We start from the raw sequence: 18,592 nt of genomic DNA on the forward strand, positions 1-18,592 counted from the left end.
GACGGAAGTAAATCCCGTCTTTTTTTATTTTGATTAAATGCTACTAAAGGGAAAACTTAAAATTCTACTAAATATTGTGATTACAGTAAATTTAAAGTTTTATCAGCTCTGATTCATTAGACAAATCAAATTGGTTTATTTTATCACTTTTCCATAAATTTTTAATATCAAAACCTACTTCTTTAAGCTTAACCCCAAGGTTATTACATTTATTGAGTTTTTCTTTATGTTCATCAATACTTTTCACTTTAAACATTTCTTGAATTTTCTTTAATTTAGTAGCTCTAATTAATTCATCCTCTAAATTTTCGTCTTGTGGCACCAAAATTATCTTCTTAACAACCTTTTTATGCTTAGAAAGCATTGCTATATTTTTTTCTAAATTAGTCCTAGCATTTTTTTTATTTTGTAATACTAAATCAATATCAAAAACTAAAATTATAATCGTATCTTTCTTTAATTTCATCAAATTTTGGCTCTTAATCATTTTATTACAAACATTAAACTTTTGAACCCTTCCTGATACAATCATATTATTTTTTATAGAATTTACTAACTTTTCCTCATTTTCTCCCTCTACATAGTAGATTATGGGATAAGCTTTAAAGTTCATAGAGATCATCTTCTTCCAACTCACTAAGAGTTTTATTAAGTAATCTCTCTACTTCTTTAGTTGTTTTATTCAGTTCACATATTGATTCAAGATAATTTAGATCTTCATGAATTCCCGCACTTTTTTCTTCTACAATTTTTAAAATTTCAGTTTTTCTTTTGACATTCACTAGTCTAGCATTTATAAAGTATTTTTTTAGTTTATGTTCATCCTTATAATTTAAATCTAAATCTTTAAGATCGTTACTGTCTAAACCTTTTAAAAGGTCATTCCATTTTTTAAAGTTTTTTGATATAGTCTCTTCAAATTCATTAAGTCTATCGTTTAACTCTTCATGAATTTCTGATATCTCATAAATCAAATCTGTATTAGGTAAGGTTTTAAAAATATCATTTTTAACAGCTCTAAAAAGGCTTCGATCATTCTTTTTCATAATTTCAGTAGGATAAACAACTTCTACTTTTTGCTCTTTTTTAAAAAAAGTAAAACTATGCAGTGGAATGTTTAATTCAAGAACATCCGCATTATGAGTCGTAAAAAATAACTGTGAGTTTACAGGCAGAAAACCAATCATTGTACTTAAAATATCTAGCTCAAGTTCTGTTTGTACAAATGACAGTTTTTCATCTATATAATAGGGTCTCGGTGCTCCTTTCATAGAATTAAAAATTTCAGCAATTTTTAACCCCTCATAAGTTCCACGAGAAAGTAAATGTTTATTAGCGACCTCCCCTTTTTGAACCATAACTTTCTTACCATCTAAAAATTCAATATAATAAGTGTCTTCAGGAGAATCTAAACTCTCTTTAACTTCTTTAATAGAAGGATCAAAAGTTTTTAAAATAGCATTAAGAATTTTAAAATCAAACTTTTCAGCCTCGACCGTCGTATCTTCGTTAATTTCAGCAAAGGTAAAATACCATCCCATGTAGCCTTTTAAATCTTTAAAAGCTTCACTAATATCTTCAATTGATTTCTCTCCTACATGATGATATCTCATTTCTAATTTTTTCAAAGTAGATTTATAAGAATCTTTTAAGCCTACTTTTGAACTTTTTACTTCAAGATAAGTAATTATTTCATTTTTAGGAGAGATTTTACATTCTATTACATAAAGTGTATTATTTCCTAATACTAAGTCTATTTTAAAAGAAATATCCTTAGAAATATCTTTAGCTTTAGAAACAAGACCTTTTACATTCAGCTTTCCTATAAAATTAAATATGCTCATCATAGCTTTACCAAAAGTAGTTTTCCCACTAGCGTTAGCTCCCATTAAAATATTAAGCCTTTTAAACCTAAAATTAGGCCTATTAATTAAATGTTCATATTCAATAGTTGAATCTTTTATTTTTCTAGGGTATGAAAAATTAATTTTAAAGTCTTCAAAATTATATAAATTATCGATTTCTAAATTCATTATAATCATTTTCATTCCTCACTTTCAAAAGTATTTTTCAAAAGCATTATACCATTCTCTGGATTTAATTTCCAGCTTTTGGAACTTAAAATAAAAAAAGAATTCAGACTCTTTAAGAAATATAAAACTTTATATTTAAAGGTTTCTAGCTTAAAAAATGATGCTATTATATATAAGCTAGCACCTCTAAAAAATCTAATCAATATTTTATTCCAAAATATCATTACAGTTAACTTTTTAATTAGTCTAAAAGAAAATTTAGTATTTTCTGAATGGTATTTAGAAAAACTCTTTATAATATTGACCATTTGAAAATATCGTAGATGGAATATAAGAAAAGAAGTCTAGAAAAATGTTCGTCGACTCTCAAGAGGATGTGGCAAGCGATACGATTTTTTCAGACTTCTTTTTATATGGAGTAGATATTTTTAACAGGTCTTGATCTCTTGGTTACTTCTGTATCAAGACAGAAGTAACGGTGAGCCCCTTCTTTCTTGAGTATTTTCTTTGGATGCGGTGAGCATAGGGAGGAAATGCCCTTGGGGTACAAGCAAAGAAAGTATAAAATAATAAAAAAAGAACTGAATTTACTTCAGTCCTAATTCTTAGTCGGAAAAAGGGAAGACTTCACTCTTTCCCAAATGGATCTTTTATTCCCACTTCTATCGTATCCCTCTTCATTATATAGAGAGTTGGTCTTCTCACTGTAACCCTCTTTATTCCACCCATGGATATCATAACCTCTTTCATTATAGCCACTCTCATCGAACTTTCCTTTGGTTACCTTGTGGTCGCCAGACTCCGACCATCCTGAGGCATTGTAGCCCTCTTCATCATAGCCATTTTCATCGAACTTCGTCTTGGTCATTTTGTGGTCGCCAGATTTTGACCAGTTCAGTGCATTATAGCCCTCTCTGTCATATCCGCCTATATTGTATTTTGTCTGGGTTGTTTTATGGTAGCCGGATTTTGACCATCCCAGGACATCGTATCCGTCCTTATCGTAACCCTCTTCATCATATCTTGGGTCCTTGAATGGGGTTTTACTCTCCTTTAAGACCTTATCTTCATCGGGGTTTCCCGATTCACCTTCAAGACCTTCAGCATCATAGGCCTCTTCAGCTCCAAGGTTCTCCTCTATAATCCTCCTTTCCCATGTCTTCTTTCTATTCAGGTAGTTTAAGGTTATATCCTCGAGGATATCCTCCAACTCATCCCTTTCATAATCAAAAAAATAATCGTCCACAGCCTCCAGGGAGATCCCTCTTCTGCTCAGTTCCTCCTCTAATTCCCGGTAAATTTTTTCTATTAAAATTTCACACCTTTCATCCATATTAAATATCACTCCTATTCTTCATAGTGTCTTTATCTTTATTAAGCTTTGCTTATAAAAAGTTGAAAAGAGGTTTGCTTAAGTAAGATACTTTGTAACCTAACATCATCTATAAATTAGAAAATAAAAAAAGACCGATTAAATCGCCCTTGAATGTTTGTTTTTTATTTTAATTTTACTTATAAAAAATTAAGGATGAATCCCTTACTTCTAAATTAAATGGTGCGGAGGGGGAGACTTGAACTCCCACGTCAAAGACACTAGATCCTAAGTCTAGCGCGTCTGCCAATTCCGCCACCCCCGCATGGTAAATTGTAAAGTTTTCTGCGATTGATGTGAAATCAATCTTGAAAAAATTTCAATTTAGGAAAACCTTTAAAAGATATTTCCTGTGGCAAATGCATAATGCACTTTCTGAAAGAAATCCTGATTTCTTTCAATACTCATAGATTTTGTAAAATAAATTTACTTCATTTCCAAAAAAATCCATAGAATGATTAAATGGCGAGCCTGAAGGGATTCGAACCCCTGACCCACGCCTTAGAAGGGCGTTGCTCTATCCAGCTGAGCTACAGGCTCATCTATAAAATGAGTGGTGCGTCACACAGGGATCGAACCTGTGACAACTCGATTAAAAGTCGAGTGCTCTACCAACTGAGCTAGTGACGCATATGGAGCGGGAAACGAGGGTCGAACTCGCGACATTCAGCTTGGAAGGCTGACGCTCTACCAACTGAGCTATTCCCGCATCTCTCGGCTGTCCCGATGGACAAGAACTATATTACAACATTTTAAAGGTGGTGTCAACAAAATTTATGAAAAAATTTAAAATTCTTGAAATTTCAACCCTTTGATAGGATAATTTATAGGAGAGAAAGCGCTCCCTTTACTCTTCCCTTTCTTCAAGGGATAGTTTCTTAAAAAATTTTAAAAATTCAACTAAACAGGGAGCTGCAGCGTCAAAACCACGAAACAACTTATAAGAACCTTAGGAGGATTAGTGTGGAAAATATAAATTTAGTTCAAACCCTAAAGAGGGAGATTGGAAAGAAGATAGTGGGACAGACCGATATGGTGGACAAGATCCTCATAGGTCTCTTTACGGGAAACCACATCCTTTTAGAGGGGCTTCCAGGGCTGGCTAAGTCCCTGACTGTAAATACCATGGCTGAGACCCTGGGGCTGGACTTCTCCAGGATACAGTTTACCCCGGACCTTCTCCCAAGTGATGTCATCGGTACAGAGATCTACAATGAGAAGACGGGGGAGTTTCACATAAAGAGGGGTCCCATCTTCGGAAACATAATCCTGGCCGATGAGATAAACAGAGCCCCTGCCAAGGTGCAGTCTGCCCTGCTGGAGGCCATGCAGGAGAAGCAGGTGACCATAGCTAATGAAACCCATATCCTGGACACCCCCTTCATCGTTCTGGCTACCCAGAACCCCATAGAGCAGGACGGTACCTATCCCCTGCCAGAAGCCCAGCAGGACAGGTTCCTCATGAAGGTGAAGGTGGAGTATCCAACGAGAGAGGAGGAGAAGAGGATCCTTGCCCTCCTTACAGAGGAAACCATCTTTGAGGATATCCAGATAGACAAGATACTGAACTCCAAGAAGATAGACGAGATCAAGAAAGAGGTCAGGGAGATCCATATAGATGAGAGGCTCAAGGACTACATCCTGGATATAGTCTTCAAGACCAGGGAGGAGAATGAGTATATCGAGTGCGGTGCCTCCCCGAGAGCCAGCATCGCCCTGGTTCTGGCATCCAAGGCCAACGCCTTTATAATGGGAAGGGAGTATGTGATGCCCGAGGATATCAAGAGGGTGGTATACGATGTGCTGAGGCACAGGCTGATCCTCTCCTACGACGCCCACGCCGAGGACAGGGAGGTAGAGGACATTATAGAGGATATCCTGGAAGGGGTTATCCTGCCATAGGAGGAGATTGTGGATAAAAAGAAGATACTCAAGGAGATAAGGGAGATAGAGCTGAGCTCCAACATCCTTGCCAATGAGGTTTTTGCAGGGGAGTACCACTCATTCTTCAAGGGGAATGGTATGGAGTTTTCAGATATCAGAAGGTACTCCATGGGGGACGATGTAAAGAAGATAGACTGGAAGGTGAGTGCCAGGCAGAGGAAGACCTATGTAAAGGAGTTTGTAGAGGAGAGGGAGCTCTCCATGTATATCCTGGTGGATGTATCCGCCTCCAACTCCTTCCCTAAGCAGAAGCTCCTGGTGGCCAAGCTCCTGGGAAGCCTGGCCCTTACTGCAAACAAGAATAATGACAGGGTGGGAGCCCTCCTCTTCACAGACAGGGTAGAGGAGTTTATCCCCCTGAAGAAGGGGAGGAAGCACTCCCTCTCCATCCTGGAAAAATACCTCCTCCACAGGTGTGAGAGCAGAAGCACCGATATCAGGGAGGTATTGAACTTCTTCTACAAGGTGGTGAAGAGAAGAAGTATCGTCTTCCTCATCTCAGACTTTATGGATGAGGGGTATGAGAGGTCCATGAAGCTTGTGGGAAGGAAGCACGACCTCATCCCCATAAGGATCAGTAACTCCAGGAGGGCAAAGCTTCCCAAGGGAGCCCTCTTCAGCCTGGTGGACAGCGAGACCGGTGAGGAGCTCCTTATAGAAAATCTCAAAAGGGATATAAATATAGAGGAAGCAGACATAAGGGGAGGGCTCACCATAGATGTAGAGGGGGACTATGTGAGAGAGCTCTCTAAATTTTTTAGGATGAGGAGATAGAGATGAAGAAGTTATTATTATTGATCCTTCTTGTCTCCCACCTGGCCCTGGGCCGGGATATACTCATCGGAGACAGGATAAACCTGCTGATCTCAGGGAGCAGCGAGGATAAGGTTCGTGAGGCCTTCCAGGCCTTTGAAATAGAGGATATAAGAGAGTCGGAGGAGGGAAGTGTCGTTACCCTCAGAAGCTACCATCCCGGGGAGCAGGTGGTGGAGATAGGGGACAAGAGACTGGTATTCAACGTTAAATCCTCCCTTGAGGAGGGGGAGAGGGAGATCTACTCGGACCTCTCAGATGGCAGCGCCAGAACCCTGGCTAAACCCAGGTTCCCGTGGATCTTTGCAGGGGGAGTTCTCCTGGGTCTAAGCTCTCTAATGTACCTGTTAGTAGGAGTTATAGGCAGGAGGAAAAAGAAAGAGCAGCTCAGCCCAAGGGAGAAATTCTATGGGAATCTGGAGGATCTCGGTGAGGATTATACTTATCGTATCAGCTACCTCACAAGGGAGTATGCAGACCACCTCATGGGCTCCAACCTCCTCTCGGGAAGGTATGAGAAAAGCGAAGGGGCTCCCAAGGAACTCCTGCACTTTTTAGGGGAGCTGGACAGTTTAAAGTTCGCCAGAAGGAGTGAGGGAGACCGGGAGGAGCTCAAGGACAGGGCCAGGGAGCTCATAGAGTCCATAGAGAAAACCTGCAACATAGGAGAAGCAAAGGAGGGGAGCAATGTTTAAATTTCAATCACCCTACTACCTTCTCCTACTACTCCCTGTAATCTACCTCCTTCTGAGGAGGGAGAGGAGGGGAGCCATAGAGGTAGCCAGTATAAAGACGGTGCGTAAAAGGGTCAAGAAGAGCAGGAAGGATCTTATAGGAAAGTGCCTCCTCTACTCCTCCCTGGTTATCATGTGTCTGGCCCTTGCCAGACCCCAGAGCGTGAGGGAAAGGAGAAATATAGACAGGGAGGGGATAGATATAGTACTGTCCCTGGATCTTTCCAGGTCCATGCTTCAGGAGGACTTTAACCCCAACAGGCTGGAGGTAGCCAAGAGGGTTCTTGTCAAGTTTGTAGAGGGAAGACCCGATGATAGGATCTCCCTTGTTATCTTCGGTGGAGAGGCCTACACCAAGATCCCCCTCACCCTGGACCACCCTATGCTGGTAGATACCATCCAGAAGCTTCAGATAGGAGATATCACTAGCAGCGACAGAACAGCCATAGGTATGGGGATGGGCGTGGCCATCAACAGGATAAAGGACTCCCAGAGTACCTCCAAGGTGGTTATCCTTCTCACAGACGGCGAGAACAACTCGGGGGCAATGAGCCCCATGGCTGCAGCCAACATTGCCAGGGAGCTGGGAATAAAGGTATATACAGTGGGAATAGGAGCCAGGGAGCTCATTGTTAATGGGTTTTTCGGAGGACGAAAGGTTGAGAATACGGAACTGGATGAGGACCTTCTCGTGAGGATAGCAGAGCTCACCCAGGGAAGGTACTACAGAGCTTCAGATGAGGAGGAGTTTGAGAGTATATTTAAGGAGATAGATGCCCTGGAAAAGGTGAAGATAGAGGATACCTCCTTCTATGACAGGAGGGAGCACTACATCCCCCTCATAAGAATCTCTATGATCCTCCTCCTTCTGGGAATCATCTGTCGATATCTGCTCTTTATAAGAATACCCTAGGAGGATGAAATTTGGAATTTGGAAATATAAGGGATACTGCCTACGGGGTTGTCCTCCTTCTGGGAGGGATCTCCCTGGTAGCGGGAATCATTAAGAAGAAAAAGATTATAGAAGCCCTGGACATTGGAAGGTTAAGGGCTACAGAATATGGAAGGGTTCTATCCCTCCTTCTGGGAACAGCTCTCATCTTCCTGGCCCTTCTGGCCCCCCAGAAGCTTGAGAGGGAGAGAAGGGTAAAGACCGAGGGACTCAGTATATATATTTTGGTGGATATATCCAGGTCCATGCTGGCTGAGGATGTATATCCCAACAGGATAGAGGCAGCTAAGACCACCCTGAGAGAAGTTATAGGCAGTCTTCAGGGGGACAGGGTGGGAATCATCCCCTTCTCCTCCAGTGCCTATATACAGATGCCCCTTACAGACGACTACAATATTGCAGGAAACTATATCGACGTAATCGACACAAGGCTAATCTCCGGGGGAGGAACGGATATCCTCCAGGGACTGAGGTTGGCCAACACCTCCTTCGAGGAGATCGGAAGCCAGAATAAAATTGTACTCATCATCTCCGACGGGGGAGAGGAGGAGAGGGGAGCCCTGGAATATGCCAAAGCCAACAAGATCAGGATCTACTCCATGGGAGTGGGGACCTCCAAGGGAAGCGTCCTTCCCAACTACGACAATGGTGTTAGGAAGGGATTCATCACCGACTCCAGTGGAAATACCGTTGTGAGTAGGATCAATGAATCCTTCCTTCAGAAGATGGCTCAAGATACCGGGGGAGGCTACTACAGGATCGACAATCTCAGCAGGAAAAATACCTTTACAGAGGATATTTCCTCTATAAATCGAGAGGAAGGGGAGGAGCAGGTATTGAGGATCTATAAACACTACTACCAGATACCCCTCCTCCTGGGATTTCTCCTTATCCTTCTGGGGATAAATATTAAGGGAGGTATAGCAGATGAAGAGGAAGATTAATATAGGACTCCTCCTCCTCTCCCTGATCTTAATTCTTCTCGGATATAGGTCCATGAGGGAGACCCTTCTCATATCCAGGGGGAACAGCCTCAGTCTAAAGGAAAAGTATATAGAAGCGGACAAGGTCTTTAAGGAGGCAGCTGTCAGGTACTCCTCAAAAACAGCCCAGAGAAACAGGGGAGTCAACCTCTACAACGGTGAGGAATATGAGAAGCTCATAGAGAGCGGAAGGGGAGAGAAATTCCTCAGGGGAAATGCCCATGCCTACCTGGGGGAGCAAAACCCCAAGAAGATGAAGGAGCACTATAAGAGTGCCCTCACCGAATACAGGGAGGCTATGAAGGGCTCAGGGGACATAAATATCAAAAAAAATTATGAGATTGTGAGCAGAAGGTTAGAGGATATGAAGAATAGGGAAGAGAAACAGCAGGAAAATAGAGAAAATCAAGACCAAAAACAAAATAAAGATCAGCAGGAGCAGGATAAAAGGAACAGCGATCAGAAGCAGCAGCAAAAGGAACAGCAACAGGGAGATTCCGGCAAGGATAAGCAGGAGAACTCCCAGGAGAATAAGAAACAGAATAAAGGACCGGAAGATCAAAATCAGGAACAGGGACAGCAAGATAGGGGAGAAAACACCAGTGGGAGCTCCAATAAACCAGATAGTGATCCAGAGAAGGGGCAGCTCCAGAGAGGTGAGGCTCCAGAGGAGACAACTCAGAGAAGGGAAGCCCTTACAATACTTGAGAGATTAGAGGGAAGCGAGGAGCAGGCCTTTAAGAACAATGAAAGACTTGAAAGGATAGGAGGTGAGGAGGCCCATGAAGCCTGGTAAAAAGTTAATACTGTTCCTCCTCCTCTGCATAACCAACCTCCTCTATGGGGAGATCTTTATAGAGGCAGACAGGAGCAGGATAGCTGTGGGGGAAACCTTGAATCTGAGGGTAACCATGGAGGGGAAGATAAAGTATGATATTGAAAACATAGAAAACTTTAGACTTCTCAGCCACTACAGCAGCAGCAACAAATCTATAATAAACGGAAAAAGTTCCTCCTCCTATACAGACACCTACCAGGCCATGGCCCTCAAGGAGGGGACCTTCCCCTTGAAGGCAGTTGGAGGGGGCGAGAAATCCAATACCATAAGTATCCAGGTGGGTGCTCAGAGTGCCACACCTGTGTCTGAGAGAAAGTACTTCATCCAGATCACTCCAGAGAGGGAGGACTACTACTTTGGGGAGAAGATCCCCTATACAGAGAGCCTGGTTACAACTGTGAGCCTCCAGGATATCGATTACCTGGAGAGACCATCCTTCGGGGACATCTCAATTACAGATGTGAACCCAGGAAGAAGGATCGGAGCCCTTCAGAACAGGACCAAGGTAGGGGACAGAGAGGCCCTCAACATAGTTCTCTATCAGGGGATACTGGAGCCCAGCTCCAGCGGCTCCAGGGAGATAGGGGGTTCTGTGGTGAGGGTTTCTGCAGAGGGGAGAGATTTCTTCTCCAGACACTCTGAAAACCTGGCAGGGGAAAAAAGAAGGATCGATATCCTTCCCCTGCCAGAGGGAGCTCCAGCAGACTTTAAAAATATAGTGGGAACCCTAGAGGGAACCTCTACCCTGGATAGGAGCAGTGTGGCTGTGGGAGAAGCAGCTACCCTTACAGTGGACCTCTCTGGAAGTGGGAACCTTTCCAGCCTGAAGGAGATAATCTCCGGGAGGAGTTCGGACTTCAGCATCTATGAAAACATTGTGAATCAGGAGGAGTGGATAGAGGGGGATACCTACCAGAACAGAAAGGTATTCCAGGTGGCCTTCATTCCAAAAAAATCAGGAAGGTTAAGGACCCCTGAGATATCCATTCCCTACTTCGACACCAGGGAGAGGAAGTACAAAAACTTTGTAGTGGAGAGCAGGGAGATAGAGGTGGACGGAGATCCGGCAGTTGTCCAGGGAGGAACTCCCGTGTTGCCACAGGTCACTGCCTCTACAGAAAGTGTGGAGATCTCTGTGATCCCCGAGCCAGTTCCAGAGTCCACCCACAAGAACTGGATAATTATAGCTCTGGCCTCCCTTGTGATTATCCAGGGAGGAGTAATCCTATACCTCCTAAGAGATAGGTTTAGGAAAGGTAGAGGAAGAATATACTCCATAAAAAACCTCAAGAGGAGCAAAAATAACCAAGAGTTCTATGAAAACTACTGTGCCTTCATGAAGGAGAGATACAACTTCAACCCCAAGGCCCAGAGTGGAGAGAGACTGAAGAGTAAAGAGCTCCAGAGTATCCACAGGGAGGTAGAGGAGAAGAGGTTTAGAGGGGAAGAAATAGACAGGAAAAAAGTAATAGACGAGCTTTTAAAGGCTCAGTCTACTGAATAATTAAAATCAATAAAAAAGAACCATCCTAACACTGGCTACTTCCAGTTCTAGGATGGTTCTGCTATTTATAGACCCCTACAGGCCTCCAATACTTCTTCTACATGTCCTGCTACCTTGACCTTTCTCCACTCCTTAAGGATTGTTCCATCCTCATCCAGAATAAAGGTAGATCTGACTATTCCCATATACTCCTTACCACACATCTTCTTTAGCTGCCATACACCAAAATCCTCACATACAGTAGTTTCCGCATCACTTAGCAGATTGATCTCAGTTTCCAGCTTTTTGGCAAAGTTCGACTGCCTTCTTACAGTGTCCTTGCTCACTCCATATATCTCCATTCCAAGAGCTTTAAATGCATCATAGGATTCACCGAATCCTCTAGCTTCCTTAGCTCACCCTGCAGTACTTGCCTTAGGATAGAAGAATACTACCTTTCTTCCCTTGTGGTCAGCCAGATTTATCATATCTCCATTTTGATTTTCCAATGAAAAGTTCATCCTCAACCTCCAATATTGTAATCATTTCAATATTGATTATAATATATTTGTCTGAATATGTAAAGTCCTTTTATTTATCCATATTTTTTCCTTTCCCCAGTTATTCAGAGCCTGAGGACCCCTACCCTTTCACTCTCTCCAAATAAAAAAGACGATAACTCCCGCTATCGCCTGTAAAAATTCATAAAGGTTTAAGATCCTTTAGATCCTAGTATGCATACCTCATAGCCAGTTTTAGAAATACAGTGTCCTTACTTGGTCCACCCTCCATAGTCTGAGTCTGATACCAAGTCTCTCCTAGCATAGTCCAGTCCTCGTTCACCTTGTGGCTTGCAGATACTCCCACTCTTGTTCTGTCTGTATCCACAGTCTTTCTTGTGCCGTCCTTCTGCACCTCTCTACTCTCTCTGTTGATAGGCAGTCTTACAAATGGAGACACCTTAGTCTTTCCATTTTCCAGAGCGTAGTTAAACTTAAATCTTAACTCCCAGATCTCATTTGTTCCCTGATATTGATTGCTCTCATACTCATTGTAGATAGAGGTTACAAATGTCTGTCTCTCATTTAATTTATATGTGTGAGCAAACTCTAACTCGTGTAGGTAGTCCGACTGTCTCTTGTCATATGAATCCTGATCTCCGTTTCTTCCGCTACCAGTTCTCTTATCTGAGATAGTGGCAACAAATCCTCCTAGAGACAGGGCATTGGTCTCATCTATCTTATACGACATATTTGGATAGAATCTGAAAACACTTCTCTCAGCTCTTCCATCTACCTGGTTGGAAAACTCCTCATGTCTTACTCCCACCTTAGGTGCAAATGCAAAGTTTCCATTTGTCATAGTGTATCCGCCAAAGTATAGCTCATATCTCTGTCTCTTATCCTTGGCCTTCTCATCTGTTCCACCTCTATTTTTATCGTGGTATCTGAATGAGTAGTTTGCCTCCATGTAGTATGAAGTTGTTTCATTGAAGAATGTCTTTGTCTTCACATATGGCAGGATGAAGCTTGAGTCCTCATATCTTGAGTTTACTCTCTCCGTCTCAAATCCTACTTCCACCGTTCCTCTTGGAGCTGCGTATGCTGCAGTTGCAAATGTTCCAAAAATCATAGCTCCTGTTAATAGTTTTTTCATTTCTTTTTCTCCCCTTAAAAACACTTTTACTTTCCATCCAATAATATTAGATTTTTCCATTTAGATACACATAGTCTTTCTAAAATAATAAACATATACATATCGCTCGTTTATTATATTTTATATAGCCCTCTATTGGTACTTAAAACTCTATTAAAATATATGGCTTTAAAAGCATCTAAGACAAACCGTTTGATCTCTTTTAAACTTTTATTCAGAAAGGACAACATTTTTTTAGTTTTGTTTAAAAATTGAACTTAAGTCAATTTTAAGGTTGGTTAATAAAACACAATAAGCAACACTTTTAGGGTGGTTACGTAGGGAGACCTTTTTAATAATCCGATCTAGGACTCTTCCCTTCTCTAATTCATCTTGTAGTCATAAATAAGTCACTAGCTATCTTGATAACTAAAACCTTTAACACCTTTTTCAGCTCTAGTTACTAAGTCCTATCACGAAGGTTTTTAGTGGGATTTATAGTCGTCTAACTTCGCAAAATGAACTACTTCGTTCCGTTAGGCTTCTTTAGACTCTGTAGAGAGCCCTTCAAAGGAACGAAAAACCTGAATCTACTTAAGAAGACAATTATAAATCCCTAGATCTTCTTTGGGTACTTTCTTGCATCATGGTAAGAAAGTACCTCGCTCTCATATAGAGAGTGAAATAAAATTTACCATGGATTTAATTTGAAGTTCATACTTTCCTTAACAATAAAAAAAGACCCCTTTAAGGGTCCCCTATTCCGACTGTTCATCTTCATATTCATTTACCCACCAATACTCGCTATCTGGCTCTCCTATCTCCTGCCACCACTGGGGGTCTCCCTCTCTGGTCATTCTCTCAACATTTTTTTCCTCGGTGGAGGTGCAGGCTGCCAAGATTAAAAGTATCAATGAAAATAATAATTTTTTCATTTATAACCCTCCTTTCTACCCTTGATGCTATTATCTACTCTCTATTAACTAATTTACCTTTTTTTAATTAAAAGATTATTACCAGACTATTAACACCTAGAGTCTCAAAAACGTTCAAAAGATAATGTATATCGTTTTTTCGAGATATCAAATCATCCCTAGCTTCCTGCAAATATTATAGATTCCATTCTCCTCTGCCGCTTCCGTCACAAGGTCTGCTGCTTTTTTTACCTTCTCTCCTGCACTTCCCATGGCCACTCCCATACCTGCATACTCCAGCAGCTCTATATCATTTTCTCCATCTCCAAAACAGAGGATCTCATCTCTTCCTATGCCCAGGTCTTCAGCTATCTCCCTTACCCCCTCAGCCTTAGACCTGGTATTAATGTGCATATCAAATCCCCCAGTGTGCCAGGAGGTCATTATATAATCTTTTTTCAGTTCGTCAAAGTAACTATACTTCTCCTTTTCACAGAAGACAACTATCTGGTTAACCTCCTCATCCTCCCCCAGATCATCTATAGTCTTTACACTTGTAAGTATAGGGCTCCCGTGCTTTCCCCTGAGCTCATCCAAATCTGGGATATAGTAACCCCTCTCATTTATAAATCCATAGTAGCAACCTACCTCCCTGCATATCTCCGCTATCCTCTTAGTTACCTCCTTGGGATAGACATATTTATAGGTGACCCTTCCCCCATAGAAAATATACTGACCATTGAGGGCCACATAGTCCTCTATCCCTGTGAGCCTGACCATCTCCTCCACTGCTACACTTCCCCTTCCTGTAGCCATGAGACAGTGGATCCCCCTCTCCTTTAGCCTTCTGATAGTTTCAAGGGTAGTTTCCGGTATTTCATTCCACCTCACAGCCAGGGTCCCGTCTATATCAAATACAACTAACTTATACATCTCCTCACCCCACTCTTCTTTCCAAGCCTTTATCTAAGTATAGCCGACCTCCAGTCATTTTCCAAGCCAAACTCCCCTCCTTGTTAAAACTCCATAAAGATGATAGAATAACCATTTGTGAATAATTTTTTGATAAAGGAGCAACAGATGAAGTATAAGAAGCACAGGGACCTCATCGTCAATGGGAGTCTCTATAAAGTTATATTAAAGATCTCCATTCCCCTTATGATCAGTGAGCTAATTCAGAGAGCCTACACCCTTACAGACATGTATTTTATGGGAAGGATGGGAAGTGTTCAGGTGGCTGCCCTTGCCTTTGTAGACCCGGTTATCAACGCTGTCATGGCTGCAGGTATGGGGCTTTCCGTTCCCATGCTTTCCATGGTATCCCAGAATATAGGGAGCAAAAACTATGAGGGGGCCAGAAGGAGTATCGGAAACCTGGTCTTCCTTGCTTCTGTACTCTCAATTCTAATTGGCCTCACTGGGACCTTTGCCTCCCACCCTATATTGAGAGCCCTCAATGTAACAGGAACTCTCCTTCAGGAGGGGGCTTCCTACCTTAGGATAGTGCTCCTGGGAACATTCTTCACCTTTATGAATGTGTGCTACCTCTCGGTAAAACAGGCTGAAGGGGATACCATGAAGCCCCTCTATATGAACATAGCTTCCCTGGTGTTCAACCTTCTCCTGAACCCCCTCTTTATCTTTAAGATGAATATGGGAATCACAGGAGCTGCTGTGGCTACAGTTATCTCCAAGGGCTTCCTTGCAGCTTACGGAATCTACGACCTCTTCTACACTGGAAGGGGTCTGAAGATCTCAAGGGAACACCTGAAGATCTCCAAAGAAGACCTCGTAAAGGTTATGGCCCTGGGAATCCCGGCAGTCATAACCAAGTCCACCTCTCCCATTGGAAATATGCTTATCAACTCCCACGCTGTGGGATATGGGGCTGCTGTAATTGCTGCTGTGGGACTGGGAAACAAGGTAAACAGTATCCTCTTTAGTCTGAGCACCAGCCTCTGTGCTTCCATGAGTACCATTGCAGGTCAGAATATTGGAGCGGGAAATCTTCAAAGGGTCAGGGAAGCTGTGAGAAAGATGGGAGTCATAACCATCCTGCTAGGTATTATAGGTTCAGCTGTCATCATTGGATTTTCAGATCCCATCCTTGCCGTCTTTACCACAGACCCGGCAGTAGTGGAGCTCACAAGGGAGTTCTTCATAGCCACCACCCCTACAGCTGTAGCCTGGGGAATCTATCAGATCGTCATGGGGGTCCACCAGGGAGCGGGATATACCAAGATCTCCATGTATATCACGGTAATCAGGCTCTGGCTCATGAGGATCCCCCTGGTATTTATCCTGGACAGATTTATAGGGGCCAGATCCCTCTGGTATTCCACAGCTGTGGCTACAAACGCCATTGGAGTGGTAGCTGTTATCTTCTACCTCTCAGGTATATGGGAGAAAAAAAATAAGTACATTACAGCATAAAAAGGAGTTTGATGCTCCACCCCTTCTAATCTTATACAATGGATTGTTATGATGGTAATAATCTATTATTTTATACTTTCTCCTAATAATAAAAAAGACTGACCCTTCTGGTCAGTCTTTTTCTATCTATTCTCTCCAATTCTATATGAGTTTTCCCTTAAAGAAAGGACTTAAGTATCTCTACCCTTCCCTCTACACTCACATCAAGACCAGCCGGGATAAAGTAGGTATCCCCCTTCCTGATCTCATATTCTTTTCCAGAGTGAAGGATCTTTCCCTCTCCCTCTAGGATAGAGTATACCTTGAAGTTTTCATTTATCTCATCCCTGAAAACACCCTCTACCATGAGCTTGTCTATATTGAAGTACTCTCCCCTTACAAGGATCTCCTTCTGGGCTCCCTCTAGAGCTATCTTCTCCCTGGAATCATTTGTTGTTATCTCAGGCTTCTCATTGAAGTTTATTACATCCGATGCTTTATCCAGGTGCAGCTCCCTGGCCACTCCGTTTACCTTCCTGTCAAAGTCATAGATCCTGTAGGTTGTATCTGAGTTCTGCTGGGTTTCACATATTACCACAGATCCCTCAAGGCTTGCATGTACAAGGCCTGGATTTACATTTATAAAGTCTCCCCTTTTCACAGAAACTATATTAAACATATCTGTAAAGTCATTGGCCTTGGCCTTGGTCAGAAACTCCTCCTTGGTAATTCCCTCCTTCAATCCCATAATTAGTCTTGCATCCTCGCTGGCCTCAATAATATACCAGGATTCCGACTTACCAAACTCCTTCTCCACCCTCAGAGCATACTCATCGGAGGGGTGTACCTGCACAGAAAGTCTGTCATTTACATCTAAATATTTTATAAGTACCGGGAACTTCCCCTTAAATCTATTGTAAATTTCCTCTCCCAGAAGGGCTGCTCCATCTTGATCCACAAGCTCCTGAAGACTCTTCCCCTCTAAAGATCCGTTTTCCACATAGGACATTCCGTTCTTGTGGGAACTCACTTCCCATGATTCTCCGTAGTTATCAGCTGTAGGAAGTTTCATATCCAGAGCTTCTTCAAAACCTCTCCCCCCCCAAATCTTTTCCACAAAATGCTTTTTAAACTTTAATGGATACATCTCATTCCCCCTCAATCTACTGAATTCTTGCCCTAATTATATCTAATTTTACCTCCCTTGTCGATACAAGAAAAAAAGAGCCTTCAAAAGACTCTCTTAAAATTTTATTCCCTTTTCCGAGCCTCTCAGTACCAGCTGAGGTTCAAACTCCACAACCTTCTCCTCAAGCTGCTCCCCACGGAATACCCTGGCCAGAAGTTCCACACACAGTTCCCCTATTACCTCAGATGATCTCTCGATACAGGTTACCCCTAGATCCAGATCCTCAAATATCTGAGCATCATCAAAACTAATAATTGGAAGCTTTCTGTCTGCCTCCTTCAGCGCCTTAATAAGTCCAAGGGTAGCTGTGTTGGTAAGGGCAAATACAGCCTCTACCTCCTCATTGTCTACAATCTCTCTCTTGGCAGTTACATAGGCTGCCTTGGCGTGGTCATCACTGATCTTATAGTCCCCGCAGTTAAATAGAAGGTCTTTATCCAGAGTCACCCCATACTCATCCATAGCCCTCTGTACCCCCTGCATCCTGTGGGAGTATCTCCAGTCCTCACTCTCGTGCCACTTGATAAATCCGATTTTTCTGTACCCCTGCTTTAGAAGGTACTTCATACCCAGATAAGCCATCTTTTCCTCTGAATAAACTATCTGATAGAAATCCGTGTCCACAACCCTCTTACCGATAAGGATCACCGGTATCCCGAGTTTTTTTAGCTCCTCCTCCATCTCCTTTGTATACCATGAACTGTAGAGTAGCATAGCCCCTGCTCTTTTTTTGTTTGCCATCTCTATGATCTTCTGCTCCTTCTTCTTTACCACATCTTCATTCAGGGAATCTGTAGTATATAGGAGTATATTCATATCACTGGCAATTGCGTCGGCCATTACTTCAGTTATTATTGTAGAAAAAAATGGATTTTTTATATTTGGAAGAGACACTGCCACATCATTACTCATACTTTTAGAAAGATTTCTGGCTATATCACTGGGTTTATAGTGGAGTCTTTCAATTACCTCTAGTACATTTCTTCTGGTTATATCATTTACATTGGGATGATTGTTTATAACCCTTGAAACCGTACTCTTGGAGACCCCTGCTTCCTTAGCTATTTCATTTATAGATATCTTTTTCAAAATCTTCCCTCCCAATATAGATTATAAGTTTATATTGATTTTGTCAACTAGCTCCATTTATTGAGGAAAAAAATGGAGCTGCCGTGGCAGCTCCTAAAGTTTTTAGCAAGAAACCTTTTCCTGAGCCATGAACTCTGCTTCTACAAGTATTGCAGTGGCCTTCTCCAGGTTCTTCTCATTTACAAGAACGATAGGTCCTGT

Annotated in this window: 16 protein-coding genes, 4 tRNA genes and 1 pseudogene; 8 read left to right on the forward strand and 13 right to left on the reverse strand. The window is 42.1% G+C overall.

Annotated features, from left to right (window positions below):
* Positions 1-91: 91 nt before the first annotated feature.
* The 7 genes from QMG11_RS04600 to QMG11_RS04630 form a co-directional block, all read right to left on the reverse strand.
* On the reverse strand, positions 92-613 hold the full coding sequence (locus tag QMG11_RS04600) for a hypothetical protein (protein WP_281833840.1): 522 nt from the start codon (positions 611-613) through the stop codon (positions 92-94).
* Positions 603-2,042, reverse strand: coding sequence for an AAA family ATPase (locus QMG11_RS04605; protein ID WP_281833841.1), 1,440 nt, complete (start codon positions 2,040-2,042; stop codon positions 603-605). Before QMG11_RS04605 ends, QMG11_RS04600 begins: the two co-directional genes overlap by 11 nt.
* A 589-nt stretch (positions 2,043-2,631) precedes the next feature.
* A complete protein-coding gene (locus tag QMG11_RS04610) occupies positions 2,632-3,366 on the reverse strand; it encodes a hypothetical protein (protein WP_281833842.1) in 735 nt (244 codons plus the stop codon).
* Positions 3,367-3,586: 220 nt separating this feature from the next.
* A tRNA-Leu gene (locus tag QMG11_RS04615) sits at positions 3,587-3,670 on the reverse strand.
* A 198-nt stretch (positions 3,671-3,868) separates the two neighbouring features.
* Positions 3,869-3,945: transfer RNA gene (locus tag QMG11_RS04620), tRNA-Arg, on the reverse strand.
* A gap of 14 nt (positions 3,946-3,959) precedes the next feature.
* Positions 3,960-4,035, reverse strand: a tRNA-Lys gene (locus tag QMG11_RS04625).
* Positions 4,036-4,038: 3 nt separating this feature from the next.
* Positions 4,039-4,114 (reverse strand) — tRNA-Gly (locus tag QMG11_RS04630).
* Positions 4,115-4,317: 203 nt separating this feature from the next.
* Between QMG11_RS04630 and QMG11_RS04635 the strand changes: the two genes are divergently transcribed.
* The 7 genes from QMG11_RS04635 to QMG11_RS04665 are packed head-to-tail and all read left to right on the forward strand — an operon-like array spanning position 4,318 to position 11,173.
* The gene (locus QMG11_RS04635) at positions 4,318-5,307 is read left to right on the forward strand and encodes an AAA family ATPase (RefSeq protein WP_281833867.1); all 990 of its coding nucleotides are present in this window, start codon (positions 4,318-4,320) and stop codon (positions 5,305-5,307) included.
* 9 nt (positions 5,308-5,316) lie between these two features.
* A complete protein-coding gene (locus tag QMG11_RS04640) occupies positions 5,317-6,123 on the forward strand; it encodes a DUF58 domain-containing protein (protein ID WP_281833844.1) in 807 nt (268 codons plus the stop codon).
* Positions 6,124-6,125: 2 nt separating this feature from the next.
* The gene (locus QMG11_RS04645) at positions 6,126-6,857 is read left to right on the forward strand and encodes a hypothetical protein (RefSeq protein WP_281833845.1); all 732 of its coding nucleotides are present in this window, start codon (positions 6,126-6,128) and stop codon (positions 6,855-6,857) included.
* Positions 6,850-7,809: a VWA domain-containing protein gene (locus QMG11_RS04650; protein ID WP_281833846.1), complete on the forward strand. Its 960-nt coding sequence runs from the start codon at positions 6,850-6,852 to the stop codon at positions 7,807-7,809. The genes QMG11_RS04645 and QMG11_RS04650 overlap by 8 nt, the downstream gene beginning before the upstream one ends.
* Before the next feature lie 11 nt (positions 7,810-7,820).
* Positions 7,821-8,792, forward strand: a complete 972-nt coding sequence (locus tag QMG11_RS04655; RefSeq protein ID WP_281833848.1) for a vWA domain-containing protein — start codon at positions 7,821-7,823, stop codon at positions 8,790-8,792.
* Positions 8,776-9,627, forward strand: coding sequence for a hypothetical protein (locus tag QMG11_RS04660; protein ID WP_281833850.1), 852 nt, complete (start codon positions 8,776-8,778; stop codon positions 9,625-9,627). The genes QMG11_RS04655 and QMG11_RS04660 overlap by 17 nt, the downstream gene beginning before the upstream one ends.
* Complete coding sequence (locus tag QMG11_RS04665) at positions 9,614-11,173, forward strand: BatD family protein (protein WP_281833852.1); 1,560 nt, start codon at positions 9,614-9,616, stop codon at positions 11,171-11,173. Before QMG11_RS04660 ends, QMG11_RS04665 begins: the two co-directional genes overlap by 14 nt.
* A 65-nt stretch (positions 11,174-11,238) precedes the next feature.
* Here the strand turns inward: QMG11_RS04665 and QMG11_RS04670 are convergent.
* The 4 genes and pseudogenes from QMG11_RS04670 to QMG11_RS04685 form a co-directional block, all read right to left on the reverse strand.
* Positions 11,239-11,553: pseudogene (locus tag QMG11_RS04670) on the reverse strand (peroxiredoxin); the annotation flags it as partial.
* A 328-nt stretch (positions 11,554-11,881) separates the two neighbouring features.
* Positions 11,882-12,808 (reverse strand): hypothetical protein, encoded by a 927-nt coding sequence (locus QMG11_RS04675; RefSeq protein ID WP_281833854.1) that lies wholly within the window; start codon positions 12,806-12,808, stop codon positions 11,882-11,884.
* A 737-nt stretch (positions 12,809-13,545) separates the two neighbouring features.
* Positions 13,546-13,722, reverse strand: coding sequence for a hypothetical protein (locus QMG11_RS04680; RefSeq protein WP_281833856.1), 177 nt, complete (start codon positions 13,720-13,722; stop codon positions 13,546-13,548).
* 147 nt (positions 13,723-13,869) lie between these two features.
* Complete coding sequence (locus QMG11_RS04685) at positions 13,870-14,634, reverse strand: Cof-type HAD-IIB family hydrolase (protein ID WP_281833857.1); 765 nt, start codon at positions 14,632-14,634, stop codon at positions 13,870-13,872.
* Positions 14,635-14,781: 147 nt separating this feature from the next.
* On the opposite strand from QMG11_RS04685, the gene QMG11_RS04690 reads away from it, so the two are divergent.
* Positions 14,782-16,134, forward strand: a complete 1,353-nt coding sequence (locus tag QMG11_RS04690) for an MATE family efflux transporter (protein WP_281833858.1) — start codon at positions 14,782-14,784, stop codon at positions 16,132-16,134.
* Between the two features lie 157 nt (positions 16,135-16,291).
* On the opposite strand, the gene QMG11_RS04695 is transcribed toward QMG11_RS04690, so the two are convergent.
* Positions 16,292-17,260 carry a type I phosphomannose isomerase catalytic subunit gene (locus QMG11_RS04695; protein ID WP_281833859.1) on the reverse strand — a complete coding sequence of 323 codons (969 nt, stop codon included), beginning with the start codon at positions 17,258-17,260 and terminating at the stop codon, positions 16,292-16,294.
* 96 nt (positions 17,261-17,356) lie between these two features.
* Positions 17,357-18,391: a LacI family DNA-binding transcriptional regulator gene (locus tag QMG11_RS04700; protein ID WP_281833860.1), complete on the reverse strand. Its 1,035-nt coding sequence runs from the start codon at positions 18,389-18,391 to the stop codon at positions 17,357-17,359.
* Between the last annotated feature and the right edge of the window lie 201 nt (positions 18,392-18,592).

The sequence above is a fragment of the Propionigenium maris DSM 9537 genome (assembly GCF_027925155.1).
Lineage (GTDB): Bacteria > Fusobacteriota > Fusobacteriia > Fusobacteriales > Fusobacteriaceae > Propionigenium > Propionigenium maris.

Excerpts from the sequence above, each read along its gene's own strand:
- QMG11_RS04690 (WP_281833858.1), top strand. The coding sequence starts at position 14,782 with ATGAAGTATAAGAAGCACAGGGACCTCATCGTCAATGGGAGTCTCTAT.
- QMG11_RS04665 (WP_281833852.1), top strand. The coding sequence starts at position 9,614 with ATGAAGCCTGGTAAAAAGTTAATACTGTTCCTCCTCCTCTGCATAACC.
- QMG11_RS04675 (WP_281833854.1), bottom strand. The coding sequence starts at position 12,808 with ATGAAAAAACTATTAACAGGAGCTATGATTTTTGGAACATTTGCAACT.
- QMG11_RS04605 (WP_281833841.1), bottom strand. The coding sequence starts at position 2,042 with ATGATTATAATGAATTTAGAAATCGATAATTTATATAATTTTGAAGAC.
- QMG11_RS04680 (WP_281833856.1), bottom strand. The coding sequence starts at position 13,722 with ATGAAAAAATTATTATTTTCATTGATACTTTTAATCTTGGCAGCCTGC.
- QMG11_RS04650 (WP_281833846.1), top strand. The coding sequence starts at position 6,850 with ATGTTTAAATTTCAATCACCCTACTACCTTCTCCTACTACTCCCTGTA.
- QMG11_RS04645 (WP_281833845.1), top strand. The coding sequence starts at position 6,126 with ATGAAGAAGTTATTATTATTGATCCTTCTTGTCTCCCACCTGGCCCTG.
- QMG11_RS04695 (WP_281833859.1), bottom strand. The coding sequence starts at position 17,260 with ATGTATCCATTAAAGTTTAAAAAGCATTTTGTGGAAAAGATTTGGGGG.
- QMG11_RS04660 (WP_281833850.1), top strand. The coding sequence starts at position 8,776 with ATGAAGAGGAAGATTAATATAGGACTCCTCCTCCTCTCCCTGATCTTA.
- QMG11_RS04610 (WP_281833842.1), bottom strand. The coding sequence starts at position 3,366 with ATGGATGAAAGGTGTGAAATTTTAATAGAAAAAATTTACCGGGAATTA.
- QMG11_RS04685 (WP_281833857.1), bottom strand. The coding sequence starts at position 14,634 with ATGTATAAGTTAGTTGTATTTGATATAGACGGGACCCTGGCTGTGAGG.
- QMG11_RS04600 (WP_281833840.1), bottom strand. The coding sequence starts at position 613 with ATGAACTTTAAAGCTTATCCCATAATCTACTATGTAGAGGGAGAAAAT.